Source organism: Phycicoccus jejuensis, from assembly GCF_044797865.1.
Lineage (GTDB): Bacteria > Actinomycetota > Actinomycetes > Actinomycetales > Dermatophilaceae > Phycicoccus > Phycicoccus jejuensis.
Genome location: NZ_CP085209.1, coordinates 2914579 through 2927700, shown reverse-complemented (window position 1 = coordinate 2927700; position 13122 = coordinate 2914579). Strand labels below are relative to the sequence as shown.

At 75.3% G+C, this 13122-nt stretch carries 12 protein-coding genes; 8 read left to right on the top strand and 4 right to left on the bottom strand.

Annotation, left to right across the window (positions count from 1 at the left end; all coding sequences use genetic code 11):
• Positions 1 to 27 precede the first annotated feature (27 nt).
• Complete coding sequence (locus LG324_RS13920) at positions 28 to 1554, bottom strand: leucyl aminopeptidase (RefSeq protein WP_404348790.1); 1527 nt, start codon at positions 1552 to 1554, stop codon at positions 28 to 30.
• A 56-nt stretch (positions 1555 to 1610) separates the two neighbouring features.
• Between LG324_RS13920 and gcvT the strand changes: the two genes are divergently transcribed.
• The 3 genes from gcvT to LG324_RS13905 all read left to right on the top strand — a co-directional run bounded on the left by gcvT (position 1611) and on the right by LG324_RS13905 (position 6196).
• The gene (gene gcvT, locus LG324_RS13915) at positions 1611 to 2714 is read left to right on the top strand and encodes a glycine cleavage system aminomethyltransferase GcvT (RefSeq protein WP_404348787.1); all 1104 of its coding nucleotides are present in this window, start codon (positions 1611 to 1613) and stop codon (positions 2712 to 2714) included.
• Positions 2711 to 2926, top strand: coding sequence for a hypothetical protein (locus tag LG324_RS13910; RefSeq protein WP_030528212.1), 216 nt, complete (start codon positions 2711 to 2713; stop codon positions 2924 to 2926). Before gcvT ends, LG324_RS13910 begins: the two co-directional genes overlap by 4 nt.
• A 90-nt stretch (positions 2927 to 3016) precedes the next feature.
• The gene (locus tag LG324_RS13905) at positions 3017 to 6196 is read left to right on the top strand and encodes a hypothetical protein (protein ID WP_404348785.1); all 3180 of its coding nucleotides are present in this window, start codon (positions 3017 to 3019) and stop codon (positions 6194 to 6196) included.
• Positions 6197 to 6206: 10 nt separating this feature from the next.
• Here LG324_RS13905 and LG324_RS13900 read toward each other — a convergent pair whose 3' ends face one another.
• A complete protein-coding gene (locus tag LG324_RS13900; protein ID WP_404348783.1) occupies positions 6207 to 6785 on the bottom strand; it encodes a DUF3043 domain-containing protein in 579 nt (192 codons plus the stop codon).
• Between the two features lie 151 nt (positions 6786 to 6936).
• On the opposite strand from LG324_RS13900, the gene LG324_RS13895 reads away from it, so the two are divergent.
• The 4 genes from LG324_RS13895 to LG324_RS13880 are packed head-to-tail and all read left to right on the top strand — an operon-like array spanning position 6937 to position 10120.
• The gene (locus tag LG324_RS13895) at positions 6937 to 8238 is read left to right on the top strand and encodes a dipeptidase (protein ID WP_404353151.1); all 1302 of its coding nucleotides are present in this window, start codon (positions 6937 to 6939) and stop codon (positions 8236 to 8238) included.
• A gap of 17 nt (positions 8239 to 8255) precedes the next feature.
• Positions 8256 to 9299 (top strand): glutathione S-transferase family protein, encoded by a 1044-nt coding sequence (locus tag LG324_RS13890; protein ID WP_207021571.1) that lies wholly within the window; start codon positions 8256 to 8258, stop codon positions 9297 to 9299.
• A gap of 55 nt (positions 9300 to 9354) precedes the next feature.
• Entirely contained in the window at positions 9355 to 9582 is a 228-nt protein-coding gene (locus LG324_RS13885; RefSeq protein ID WP_030528216.1) for a hypothetical protein, read from the top strand.
• Positions 9572 to 10120, top strand: coding sequence for a hypothetical protein (locus LG324_RS13880; protein WP_242525606.1), 549 nt, complete (start codon positions 9572 to 9574; stop codon positions 10118 to 10120). The genes LG324_RS13885 and LG324_RS13880 overlap by 11 nt, the downstream gene beginning before the upstream one ends.
• Before the next feature lie 6 nt (positions 10121 to 10126).
• Here LG324_RS13880 and nadA read toward each other — a convergent pair whose 3' ends face one another.
• Both nadA and LG324_RS13870 read right to left on the bottom strand, forming a co-directional pair.
• Positions 10127 to 11323 carry a quinolinate synthase NadA gene (nadA, locus tag LG324_RS13875; protein ID WP_404348781.1) on the bottom strand — a complete coding sequence of 399 codons (1197 nt, stop codon included), beginning with the start codon at positions 11321 to 11323 and terminating at the stop codon, positions 10127 to 10129.
• 19 nt (positions 11324 to 11342) lie between these two features.
• Positions 11343 to 11858, bottom strand: coding sequence for a DinB family protein (locus LG324_RS13870; protein WP_404348778.1), 516 nt, complete (start codon positions 11856 to 11858; stop codon positions 11343 to 11345).
• 86 nt (positions 11859 to 11944) lie between these two features.
• Here LG324_RS13870 and LG324_RS13865 point away from each other — a divergent pair, with 86 nt between their 5' ends.
• Positions 11945 to 13108 (top strand): glycerate kinase, encoded by a 1164-nt coding sequence (locus LG324_RS13865; RefSeq protein WP_404348777.1) that lies wholly within the window; start codon positions 11945 to 11947, stop codon positions 13106 to 13108.
• The last annotated feature ends 14 nt before the right edge of the window (positions 13109 to 13122 follow it).

The following is a 13122-nucleotide window of genomic DNA, read 5'->3' as shown; positions in this document are numbered from 1 at the left end:
GCCCGCCGTGCGTCGTGCGGTCGGTGGTCAGGCGCGCGTGGCGTGCCCCTCGACGAGACCGAGCAGCGTCGAGACGCCGAACCCGGTGCCGCCCTTGGGGTTGCGACCCTTCGGTCCCTTCTCGTTGAAGGCCGGCCCGGCGATGTCGACGTGCGCCCACGTCATCCCCTCGGGCACGAACTCCTCGAGGAACTTGGCCGCGGTGAGCATCCCGCCGGCGCGGTCGCCCTTGTGCGCGATGTCGGCGGTCGGGGTGTCGAGCTTGGCGCGCAGCGCCGCCGGCAGCGGCATCGGCCAGGCGCCCTCGCCCGCGGCGTCGGCGGCCGCGACGACCTTCGCCCGGAAGGCGTCGTCGTTGCCCATGACGCCGGCGGTGTCGTCGCCGAGGGCGATCATCTGCGCGCCGGTCAGCGTCGCGATGTCGACGATCCAGTCGGGGGTCTTCTCGGCGGCGAGGCAGATGCCGTCGCCGAGGACCATCCGGCCCTCGGCGTCGGTGTCGAGGATCTCGACGCTCGTGCCGTTGCGCATGACGACGACGTCGCTCGGCCGCTGCGCGGTGCCGCTCGGCATGTTCTCGGCGAGGCAGAGGTAGCCCGTGACGGCCACCGGCACACCGGTCTCGGCGGCGGCGAGGACCGTCGCGGCGACGGCGGCCGCGCCGGCCATGTCGCACTTCATCGTCACCATGCCGGTCGACGGCTTGAGGTTGAGGCCACCGGTGTCGAACGTGATGCCCTTGCCGACGAGCGCGACCGAGCCCTTCGCGTTCGAGGGCGACCAGCTCATCGTCACGATGCGGGGCGGGTTGGACGAGCCCTGGCCGACGCCGGTGATGCCGCCGAAGCCGCCCTTGACGAGCGCCTTCTCGTCGAGCACCGAGACGGTGATCTTCGCGGAGGACTCGGCCGCGCGCTTCTTGACGGCATCGGCGAAGGACTGCGGGTAGAGCAGGTTCGGCGGCATGTTGACGAGGTCACGGGCCCAGTCGCGGGCGGCGCCGAGGACCCCGGCGCGGGCGACCGCGTCCTTGGCGGCCTTGCCCTGGCCCAGGCCCGAGACGACGACGATCTTCGGGCCGGTGACCGGCGTGGCGGCCGGGCGGCCCTTGCGCGCGGGCAGGGGAGCGGCCTTGTCGTAGACGTAGCAGCCGGCGAAGGCGCCGTCCGCGACCGCCGACAGCGACTCGGCGTCGGGCGTCGGGAGGGCCACGCCCACGGCCTTCTTGCCGCGGACCGAGCGCAGCGCGGACGCGGCCGCCTCGCGCAGGACGGTGTGCTCGAAGGCGGTCCGGCGGGTCGTGCCCTCCCCGAGGCCGGTGACGACGACGGAGGTCGCCTTGACGCCGGGCACCGCGACGACGCGGTGCACCTCCTCGGCCTTCCCTGTGGCCTCGAGGTCGGCGAGCACCGCCTGCAGGTGGACGACGGCCTTGCGCGGCAGCCCGTGCCCCGCAGCGAGGTCGGCGCCGTCGGGGGTGCGGACGGAGCCGACGACGAGGGCGTCGACCGGCAGGTCGGCTGAGGTCTTGGTCGTCACGGTCACTGAAGTCATGGCGGCAGACTAACCGGGCCCGCCGGGGCGTCCGTGGGTCGCGGTACGGTGCGACCATGACCGACCTCAAGCACTCGCCGCTGCACGACCGGCACGTCGCCCTGGGCGCGAAGATGGCCGACTTCGGGGGGTGGTCGATGCCGATCGAGTACCCCGGCGGGGGTGTCGTCGCCGAGCACACCGCGGTCCGCGCGCGCGTCGGTCTGTTCGACGTCTCGCACCTGGGCAAGGCGCGGGTCAGCGGCCCGGGCGCCGCCGAGTTCGTCAACGCGTGCCTGACCAACGACCTGCGGCGCATCGGCCCCGGCCAGGCCCAGTACACGATGTGCTGCACCGAGGACGGCGGCGTCGTCGACGACCTCATCCAGTACCTGCGCTCCGACGAGGACGTCTTCCTCATCCCCAACGCGGCCAACACCGCGCGGGTCGTCGAGCTGCTGGCCGCCGCGGCGCCCGAGGGCGTCGTCGTCGAGGACCTCCACGACCGCTACGGCGTCATCGCGGTCCAGGGCCCGCGCTCGGACGAGGTCCTCGCCCGGCTCGGCCTGCCCGTCGACCACGACTACATGAGCTTCGTCGAGACCGAGTGGGACGGGCTGCCGGTCATCGTCTGCCGCACCGGCTACACGGGCGAGCGCGGCTACGAGATCGTCCCCGCCTGGGACGTCACCGGCTCGGTCTGGGACGCGCTGGCCGCGGCGGTCACCGAGGAGGGCGGCCTGCCCGCCGGCCTCGGAGCCCGCGACACCCTGCGGACCGAGATGGGCTACCCGCTGCACGGCAACGACCTCTCGCTCGACATCACGCCGGTCATGGCCGGCGCGGCGTGGGCCGTCGGCTGGGACAAGGACGCCTTCTGGGGCAAGGAGGCGCTGACCGCCGAGCGCGCCGCGAAGGAGAGCCGGCTGATGCGCGGCCTCGTCGTCACCGGCCGGGGCATCCCGCGCTCGCACTGCGCGGTGACCGACGCCTCGGGCGCCGTCGTCGGGGAGGTCACCTCCGGCACCTTCTCGCCGACCCGCAAGCAGGGCGTCGCGCTCGCGCTCCTCGACCGGTCGGTGACCCTCGGCGACGAGGTCTCGATCGACGTCCGCGGCCGGGCGGTGGCGGCCACCGTCAGCAAGCCGCCGTTCGTCGAGGCGGGGGTGCGTGGCGCATGAGCGAGCAGTGGTCCTGGACCTTCGCCGACGCCGACGGCGCCCCCGTCACCGGGGAGCCGACGACGACCACCACCTTCCCGACGCAGTCCGACGCCGAGAGCTGGTTCGGCGAGGTCTGGCACGAGCTCGCCGACGCCGGGGTCGCCTCGGTGACCCTGCACCGCGACGGCGCGGTGGTCTACGGGCCGATGGGGCTCGAGCCCGCTCCCTGACGCGCCGGGGCGTATCACCGTCCGACCCCCGCGCCTCCTGCCGGAGGACGATGGGTCGACGGGCCGGGAGGCCGGGGTGAGGAGGTCCGCATGGCGACGGAACCGATGCCGGTCCGCGACGCGTTCGCGGCCGTGCTGCCCCCTCGGCGGGCCGCGCTCGCCGGGGGCTGGGCGAGCGCCGTCGTCGCCGTCCTCATCGCGCTCGGGCAGCTCGACGGGCTGGTCTCCCAGGTCGTGACGGCCGGCCGGACCGTGTCGCTGGGCGGGCTGACCTCGCCCGGCGCGGTCCTCTCGCCGGGGGCGACCCGCGAGAGCTGGGCGCTCGTGGCGCCGACGGTGGCCGCCGTCCCCGGGATGGCCCGCTGGGTCGTCGCCTACGCCCTCGTCGACGTCGGGCTCGTCGCGCTGTACGCCCTCGGCGCGGCGGCCCTGCTGCGCCCGGCCGTCGCGGGGTCCTCGCGCGGGCGGCCCTGGTGGGTCGCCGCCCTCGTGCTGCTCGGCGTCGGGGCGGGCGCCGACCTCGTCGAGTCCGCGCTCCTCGTCGACCTCGCCGACGGCGCCGGCCACCCCACCGCGCTCGTCACGGCGAGCGCCGTCACGTGGCTCGGGCTGCTCCTGGCCCTCCTCGCGGTCGTCCTCGCCGCCCGGCAGCGCAGCGACACCCCCCGGGGACCGGAGCACGGGACGCCCTACGGGCCCTCGGACGTCCGCCGACCCTCCGGCCCCGCCCGCCGGGTCGTCGGCGCGCTCTACACCCACCGCTTCAGCCTGCTCGTCGTCGTCCCGTTCGCGGCCCTCGGGCTGGCCTCGGGCACCGACGTCCTCGACCAGCTGCCCGACGTGCAGCGGCAGTGGGTGGACTCCGGCCCGGCCCGGCACGCGCTGGTCAGCGGGGTGCTCACCGGGCTCGTCGCGGTCCTCGTCGTCGTCGTCGGCCGGCTGCGCAGCCACCACGTCGCGATGCGCGTCCTCGGCGACGGCCCGAGACCGAGCGCGGCGCCCTACCACAAGCCCTCGCTGCTGCCGTGGTTCGTCACGCTCGCGGTGCTCCTCGTCGGACTGCCGCCCTCGCGGCTGCTCCTCGGCCGCTGGGACGTCATCGGGGTGCGGTTCGGCCTGGCCGTCGGCATCCCGCTCGTCGTGTGGGCCGGCTCGTTGTGGTGGCGTCGGCGCGGGGGCACGGTGCCGTGGAGCCCCTACCGCCGGCCGGTCACCGCGGAGCAGGCGGCGACGACCCGGGTCGTCGGCGACGTCCTCGGGGTTCTCGTGCTCGTCATCCCCGGTCTCGGTCTCGTCCGCGCGTTCACGGCGCCGGTGGCCCTCGGCAGCGGGGGGTGGAACCTCGCCCTCCTGCTGCTCGGTGCCGTGGGAGCGGTCCTCACCTGGCCGCTCGCCCGGTGGGTCGCCGGCCTCCTCGGTCGCCACGCCCCGGAGGACCTGCTCGTCGCCCTCGTGCCGGGCCGGGTGCTGGGCGAGACCTCGCAGCAGCGCTCGCGGCTCGCGGGCTGGCTCCTGCTCGCGCTCGGCGTCGCCCTCTTCGTCGTGCTCGGCCTCTTCCCGGAGGGGAGCGCCGAGCGGCTGGGGGTCATCGGCGTCATGCTCCTCGCGGTGACCGCCGTGGCGCTGCCGCTCGGGGCCACCGTCATCCTGCTCCAGGGCGGCGGGGCACCCGACCTCCTGTCGCGGCCGATGACCCCGGTCCTGCGCACCGCCCCCGTCATGACGCTCGTGCTCCTGTCCGGCCTCGTCGTCGGGCTGACGGGCAGCGACGCGAGGGTGCACGGCCTGCGCACCCTCGCCGAGAGCGCCCCGGACCCCGCGGCCCGCCCCGACCTCGCGAGCCGGCTCGGGACGATGCTCGACGAACCCGGCTGCGGCACGGCGTTGCCCGGGACGTCGTACCGGGTCCGTCCGCTGTTCCTCCTCGCCGCCGAGGGCGGCGGCATCCGGGCGGCGGCCTGGACCGCGCTCGGGACCGACGCGCTGCACGCCGCCGGGGGTGACTGCGCCGAGGCGCTCGTGTCGTCCGGGGCCAGCGGTGGGGCCGTCGGTCTCACGGTGTCGGCGTTCGCCGGCACGAGCGGGCAGGCCTTCCCCGCGGTCGAGCGGATGGCCGGCCCGGACGCGCTTGGCTCGGCGGTGAGCGGCCTCCTCCTGCGCGACCCGCTGCGCTCGGTCACCGGCCTGGCCTTCCCGACGTCGGGGGAGAGCGGCTGGGTCGACCGCGCCGGGCTGATGGAACGGGCGTGGGAGCGCGCCGTGCCGGGGCTGCGGACGCCCTACCTCGCGCCGCCGGCCGGACGGGTCACCGGCGCCCTGGTCCTCAACTCCACGTCGGTGGCGACCCGGTGCCGCACCCTGCTCAGCCAGGTCGGGCTCGACACCGTCCCCGATGCGCGCGACTGCCGGACCCCCACCGCGGTGCCCGACTCGGTCGACCTCCTCGTCACGCTGCGCACGGGGTGCACCGGCCGGTCACCGGCGCTGCGCGCGAGCACCGTCGCGCTCCTCGCCTCGCGCTTCCCCTACGTCACGCCGTCGGGCGTCGTCGCGACCGGGTGCCCGGACGGCGGGGGATCGCCCGACACGCAGCAGGTCGTCGACGGCGGCTACGCCGACAACGACGGGCTCGGGACGCTCGTCGACCTCGCACCCCGGTGGCTGCCGGCTCTGCGGGCGCACAACGCGGACGTGGTGGCCGGACGTGTGGACGCCCCGCTCGTGCTGCCGGTCCTCGTCTACCTCGACAACGGCGAGGGCAGCGACCTCTCGGCCGTCCCGGCCGGGACGACGAACGAGGTCCTCGTGCCGCTGCTGACCAAGGGGGCGGCGACGGCGGGGCTGTCCTCGACGGACACCCAGCTGCACCGGGCGCTCGACGTCCTCGCCACGCGCGACGTCGTCCCCGGCTGCGAGGACGCCTCGGGCGCGGTCTGCAGCGCGCTGGACCGCTGGCGCGGCCCGGCCGTCAAGGTCTTCTACCAGCCGACCCGGCCGTCCATCGCGGCCCCGCTCGGCTGGGTGCTGTCGCGGGAGTCGCTGCGGACGCTGCGCTGCGCGCGCGACGACCAGGTCGCGGGCACCGGCCTGACGCCCGTCGCGAGCGGGGCCTGCGACACCGCACCGGCGGTCGCGTCCGAGGGGCTCGCGCCCACCGTCGTCGCCGACACCTGCACGGCCGCCGACCGCGACACCTCGCCCCTGTCCGCCCGCGGCTACGGGACGATGCGTTCTGCGCTCTGCCTCGCCCGCGGGGCGAGCGGCGGCTGAGCCGCCCGGGTCAGGAGGGGTACTCGCCCCGCGCGACCATCGGGACGGGACGACGGCTGCGGCGCAGCTGGAAGACGCGCATCACCGCGTACGAGACGCTGCCCTTCGGCACGCCGTCGGCGCCGAACTTCTCGACGAGGCGGCTCTTGAGGCGGCGCCACATGAGCACGGTGTCGATGACGACGAGGAGGACGGCGCCCCACGTGAGGTAGACGCTCGCGGCGAAGATCGCCGGCTGTTTGACCAGGCTGAGCGCGAGGACGATGAGCATCACCGGCAGGAGGAACTCGCCTAGGTTGCGGCGGGCGTCGACGAAGTCGCGGATGTAGCGACGGACCGGCCCGCGGTCGCGCGGCGGGAAGTGCGTCTCGTCGCCGGTCTCGAGGGCGCGGCGGACCTTGGCCAGCTGCTCGCGGCGCTCCTGCCGGTCGCGGCCACGGGCGGCCTTGCGGTCGGTGACGACGAGCGGACGCTTGCGGGCGGCCTCCTGGTCGCGCCGCTTCGGCGTGGGGCGGCCCTTGGCGCCCTCGCGGGCGGCCTGCGCCTGCGCCGCGGGAGCCTCTTCACTCGACTTGCTGCGTCCGAACACGGATCCAACTCTAGGTGCATCCGCGGGGTGCCTCCGTCCGCCCGGGGCGCGAGCGCCGCCGGCGCCCCGCGGGTCGGTAGGGTCTCGAGGCGTGACCGACGTGCTCCCCGACGCCCAGAAGACCGCTCTCCGCGAGCGCATCCGCGAGCTCATGCCGCAGGTCCGCGCGGACCTCGAGGCGCTGACCCGCATCCCGTCCGTCTCGCTCGACGCCTTCGACCAGGCCCACGTGGAGGCGAGCGCCGAGGCGACCGCCGAGCTGCTGCGCGGCGAGGGGCTCGAGGTCGAGATCGTGCGCGAGGGCGGCCGGCCCGCGGTCATCGGCCACCGCCCCGGCCCGCCGGGCTCGCGCACCGTGATGCTCTACGCCCACCACGACGTCCAGCCCCCCGGTGACGAGGCGCTCTGGGACAGCCCGCCGTTCGAGCCGACCGAGCGCGACGGCCGGCTGTACGGCCGCGGCGCCGCCGACGACAAGGCCGGCGTGATGGCGCACGTCGCCGCGCTGCGCGCCCACGGCGACGACCTGCCCGTCGGCGTCACGGTCTTCGTCGAGGGCGAGGAGGAGATCGGCTCCGACTCGCTCCCGACCATCCTCGAGCGCCACGGCGAGCGGCTGCGGGCCGACGCCATCGTCCTCGCCGACAGCCAGAACTGGGACGTCGGCGAGCCGGCCCTCACGACGACGCTGCGCGGGATGATCCGCGTCGTCGTCACCGTGACGACCCTCGACCACGGCGTGCACTCCGGGATGTTCGGCGGCGCCGTCCCCGACGCCATCACCGCGCTCGTCCGGCTCCTCGCGACGATGCACGACGACGCCGGTGACGTGGCGGTCACCGGTCTCGACGCGGGCGAGGCCTCCGACCTCGACTACCCCGAGTCGCGGCTGCGGGCCGAGTCCGGGCTGCTCGACGGCGTCGAGGTCATCGGCACCGGGTCGCTGCTCTCGCGCCTGTGGACCCGCCCGGCGATCACGACGATCGGCCTCGACGTGCCGACGATCGAGCGCTCCTCCAACACCCTCGTCCCCTCCGCCCGGGCGAAGGTGTCGATGCGCCTCGCGCCGACCCAGGACGACCTCGCGGCCTTCGAGGCGCTCAAGACCCACCTGCTGGCGAACGCGCCGTGGGGCGCGCGGGTCGAGGTCGAGCTCGAGGAGCGCGGGCTCGGCTTCGCCGCCGACGCGCAGGGCCCGGTCTACGACCAGGCGCGCGCCGCGTTCACCGACGCATGGGGGACCGAGCCGGTCGACATCGGCGTCGGCGGGTCCATACCGTTCGTCGCCGCGTTCGCCGAGCGCTTCCCCGACGCCGCGATCCTCGTGACGGGCGTCGAGGACCCCGACACCCGCGCGCACGGCGCGAACGAGTCGCTGCACCTCGCCGAGTTCGAGGCGGTGTGCCTCGCCGAGGCGCTCCTCCTCGCCCGTCTCGGCGCACTCCCCGCCTGACCGAGAGAGGACCGACCGTGGCCCAGGGCACGTACGTCGAGGACGACTTCCAGCGCGACACCAACTACATCGAGGACCGGGTGACCGTCGACGGCGCCGGCGAGCACGAGTGGCCGGTCGAGGCCGGCCGCTACCGGCTCGTCGTCGCCCGGGCCTGCCCGTGGGCGAACCGGGCGATCATCGTCCGGCGCCTGCTCGGGCTCGAGGACGCGATCTCGATGGGCATCTGCGGCCCGACGCACGACGCCGACTCGTGGACCTTCGACCTCGACCCCGACGGACTCGACCCCGTGCTGGGCATCCCGCGGATCAAGGACGCCTACGAGAAGCGCTTCCCGGGGTACCCGCGCGGCATCACGGTGCCCGCCCTCGTCGACGTCCCGAGCGGCGAGGTCGTGACCAACGGCTTCGCGCAGATGACCCTCGACCTGTCGACGCAGTGGCGCGAGCACCACCGCGCCGGCGCGCCGGACCTCTACCCCGAGGCGCTGCGCGAGGAGATGGACGCGGTGATGAAGCGCGTCTACACCGAGGTCAACAACGGGGTCTACCGCTGCGGGTTCGCCGGCACCCAGGCGGCGTACGAGGCCGCGTACGAGCGGCTCTTCACGGCGCTCGACTGGCTCGAGGAGCGCCTCGCGACCCGGCGCTACCTCATGGGCGAGACCATCACCGAGGCCGACGTCCGGCTTTTCACCACCCTCGCGCGCTTCGACGCGGTCTACCACGGGCACTTCAAGTGCAACCGCAGCAAGCTGAGCGAGATGCCGGTCCTCTGGGCGTACGCGCGCGACCTGTTCCAGACCCCCGGCTTCGGCGACACGACCGACTTCGTGCACGTCAAGAGCCACTACTACGAGGTCCACCGCGACATCAACCCGACCGGCGTCGTGCCGGCGGGCCCGGACCTCGCCGGCTGGGCGACGCCGCACGGCCGCGAGGAGCTCGGCGGACGGCCCTTCGGCGACGGCACGCCGCCCGGCCCGCCGCCGGCGGGGGAGCGCGTTCCGACCGCGCACAACCCGCACGTCGGCGACGACGGGCTCGTCCACGCCGGCTGACCTCGTCTGTCAACCATCCCTTGACATCGGGGCAACGTCAAGGGATGGTTGACACATGACCGCGCAACGCACCGCCCTCGGCGGCGGCACGACCCTCGTGCTCGTCGGCCTCGTCACCTTCTGGCTGAGCCGGGTCGTCGAGTCCGGCTTCGTCCACGGGCTGTTCCAGGGGATGACCGTCGCCCTCATGGTGCTCGGCGCCGCGACCATCGGCAGTGGCCTGTGGGGCCGGGCCTCCGGCGGCGACCGGCTCTGGCTGCCGAGCCGCGACCGTGACGCCTGACCCGCTCGCGCCCGCGACCGTGACCGACGAGGCGCTGGCCGACCGTCTCGCCCGCGTCGTGCTCGGGCCGGTCGAGGCGCAGGAGGCGCCGGACACCCTCGCGCTCGTCGCGCGCTCCGCGAGCGCGCACGCGGCCACCCGCGACCTCCTGCAGCAGGCGGTGGCCGCGGCCCGGGCCGACGGCCGCAGCTGGGCCGCCGTCGGCGAGGTCCTCGGCCTGAGCCGGCAGGCCGCTCAGCAGCGGTTCGGCGGGGTCGTCGACGACGGGCCGACCGAGGCGCAGGAGCGCTGGCTGGGCCCGGTCACCGCCTTCGACGAGATGCCCGAGCTCGAGCTGGCCGGGCGCCAGGGCTGGCGCACGGTCGGCGCCGGCATGCTGCGCCACCGGATGGTGCGGACGCCGACGCAGTGGGAGCACCGCCGGGTGCTCTGGTCACGCCCGGCCGCCGCGTACGAGGGCGACGGATGGGTCGTCGCGGTGCGGGCCTTCCCCTGGCTCTACCTCGTCCGGGACACCGGGCGACCCGCCCAGGCGTGAGGCGCGTCAGTCCTTCGAGGTCTCGCCGGGGAGGGCGAGCATCCGGTCGAGCGCGACCTTCGCCCAGTGCGCGACCTCGGGGTCGACGCGGATCGGGTTGACGACGCGGCCGTCGACGAGCGACTCGAGCGCCCACACGAGGTGAGGCAGGTCGATGCGGTTCATCGTCGAGCAGTAGCAGACGTTCTTCTCGAGGAAGAGGATGCGCTGCTCGGGGAACTGCGCGGCGAGGCGCCGGACGAGGTTGAGCTCGGTGCCGACGGCCCAGGCCGTGCCCGCCGGGGCGGCGGCGATGGTCCTGATGATCTTCTCGGTCGAGCCGACCTCGTCCGCGAGCTCGACGACCTCGTGACGACACTCCGGGTGGACGATGACCCGCACACCCGGTACCTCGCGGCGGGCGGCCTGCACCGCCTCGACCGAGAAGCGGCCGTGCACCGAGCAGTGCCCGCGCCACAGGATCATCGTCGCGTCGCGCAGCTGCTCCGGGGTCAGCCCGCCCATCGGGCGGTGCGGGTCCCAGACGACGCAGCCGTCGAGGTCGCCCCCGAGGTCGCGGACGTAGGTGTTGCGGCCGAGGTGCTGGTCGGGGAGGAAGAGCACCTTGCCGCCGTCACCGGCCTGCTCGAGCGCCCAGGTGAGGGCGGTGCGCGCGTTGGAGGAGGTGCAGACGGTGCCCCCGTGGCGCCCGGTGAAGGCCTTGATGGCCGCGGAGGAGTTCATGTAGGTGACCGGCACGGTCGTGTCCGCGACGCCCGCGGCGACGAGCTCGTCCCAGCACTCCTGCACCTGGTCGAGCGCCGCCATGTCGGCCATCGAGCAACCGGCGGCGAGGTCGGGCAGGACGACGGTCTGGGCGTCGGAGGTGAGGATGTCGGCCGACTCGGCCATGAAGTGCACGCCGCAGAAGACGACGTACTCGGCGTCCGGGCGGGCCGCCGCCTCCTTGGCCAGCTTGAAGGAGTCGCCGGTGACGTCGGCGAACTCGATGACCTCGTCGCGCTGGTAGTGGTGCCCGAGGACGAAGAGGCGGTCGCCGAGGGCCGCACGGGCGATCCGGGCGCGCTCGACGAGGCCGGGGTCGGACGGTGCCGGCAGGTCGCCGGGGCACTCGACCCCCCGCTCGGTCGCGAGCTCGCGGCCCTGCCCGAGGACGAGGAGGGGGAGCGGGGCGTGCTGCGGCGTGCCGGTCGTGGTGGTCACGGCGACCGATCCTAGGTGCTCAGCCCATCGACCTCTGACCGTCGACCGTCTCGCGGATGACGTCGGCGTGGCCGGTGTGGTGCGCGAGCTCGGAGAGCAGGTGGAGGAAGGTGCGCCGCGCGCTGCGGTGCTCGCCCGGGGTGAACCACGGCGCGGGCGGCAGCGGGTGGCTGGAGTCGAGGTCGACGGTGCGGACGAGCTCGTCGGTGTGGGCGGCGACCTCGCGGTAGAGGCCGACGACGCCCTCGAGGGTCTCGTCTTCGAGGAGGCGGAACTCCCGCTCGCGGGCCTCGAGGTCGGCGTCGTCGCCGCCGGCCATCGTCCCGTGCTCGACGAAGTCGGTCCACCCGCGCTCGGTCAGCGCGACGTGCTTGACGAGCCCGCCGAGGCAGAGGCTGCTGGCGGTCGGCGTGAGCCGGGCCTGCTCGTCGGTCAGGCCCTCGACGGTGTGGAGGAAGAAGTACCGCTGCTGGGCGAGCGCCTCGAGCAGGGCGACCCGCTCGGGGTCGAGGTCGGTGGGCTGGGTCTCGGTCACGAGGGCCTCCTGGCGGCTGGGCTGGTGGCGCGACCCTAGGCCCGTCCACCGACACCCGCCAGGGCCTGCGGCGATACGCTCGCCCCGTGCGCGTGCTCATCGCCCCCGACGCCTTCGGCTCGACCCTCGGGCCGGTCCAGGTGGCCACCGCGATGGCCGAGGGCTGGGCCCTCGGCGCGCCGCACGACGAGGTGCGCCTGCTGCCCCTCTCCAGCGGCGGGCCGGGCTTCCTCGACGTCGTCGCCCGCGCCTGCGGCGGCGACATGGTCGCGACGACCGTGAGCGACCCGCTCGGTCGCGAGGTGCCCGCGACCCTCCTGCTCGTCGACGAGCCGGGGCGGCGCACCGCCTACGTCGAGGCCGCGCAGGCCATCGGCCTGCACCTGCTCGCCGCCGACGAGCGCGACCCGGGCATCACGAGCACCTGGGGGGTCGGGCAGCTGCTCGAGGCCGCGGTGGCCGAGGGCGTCGACCGTGTCGTCGTCGGGGTCGGCGGCGGCGCGACGAACGACGGCGGAGCGGGGATGCTCGCCGCCCTCGGCGCCGGCCCCGCCGACGTGCTCGCCCGCGGCGGCCTCGCCCTGCGCGACGCCGACGAGTCCGCCCTCATCGGCCTGCCGGGGGTGCTCGACCGTCTCTCGGGCACCGAGATCGTCCTCGCGACCGACGACGAGACCCCGCTGCTCGGCCTCTCGGGCACGAGCGCCGTCGGCTCGCCGGGCAAGGGCGCCACGCCCGAGACCTCGCAGGCGCTGGAGTCCGCGCTCGGGCACTTCACCGACGTCGTGGGCCGGGCGGTCCCGCGCCCGCTCGACCTCCTGAGCGGGCAGCCCCGCCGCCTCGACCGCGAGCTCGGCGCCGGCGCGGCCGGGGGGCTCGGGTACGCCCTCCTCGTCCTCGGGGCCCGCCCGGTGCCCGCGGTCACCGAGGTGCTGCGCCTCACCGGCTTCGACGTCGCCGCGGCCGGCAGCGACCTCGTCGTCACGGCGACCGACCGGCTCGACTGGACCTCCGTGCGCGGCTCGGTCGTCTCCGGCGTCGCCGAGGCCACCACCGCGACCGGCCGCCCGGCCGTCGTCGTCGCCGGCGAGCTGCTCGTCGGGCGCCGCGAGACGATGACGATGGGCCTGGCCGGCTGCTACGCCCTCGCCGACCACCCGCACGAGGTCGACGCGATGCTCGCCGACCCGGTCGGCACCCTGCGGGCCCGCGCCCGGCGCGTCGCGCGCACCTGGTCCCCGGCGCGCTGACACCCCGAGCGCGG

Coding starts and splice junctions, on each gene's coding strand:
- LG324_RS13920 (WP_404348790.1), bottom strand. CDS start 1,554: ATGACTTCAGTGACCGTGACGACCAAGACCTCAGCCGACCTGCCGGTC.
- LG324_RS13910 (WP_030528212.1), top strand. CDS start 2,711: ATGAGCGAGCAGTGGTCCTGGACCTTCGCCGACGCCGACGGCGCCCCC.
- gcvT (WP_404348787.1), top strand. CDS start 1,611: ATGACCGACCTCAAGCACTCGCCGCTGCACGACCGGCACGTCGCCCTG.
- LG324_RS13895 (WP_404353151.1), top strand. CDS start 6,937: ATGCCGCAGGTCCGCGCGGACCTCGAGGCGCTGACCCGCATCCCGTCC.
- LG324_RS13885 (WP_030528216.1), top strand. CDS start 9,355: ATGACCGCGCAACGCACCGCCCTCGGCGGCGGCACGACCCTCGTGCTC.
- LG324_RS13905 (WP_404348785.1), top strand. CDS start 3,017: ATGGCGACGGAACCGATGCCGGTCCGCGACGCGTTCGCGGCCGTGCTG.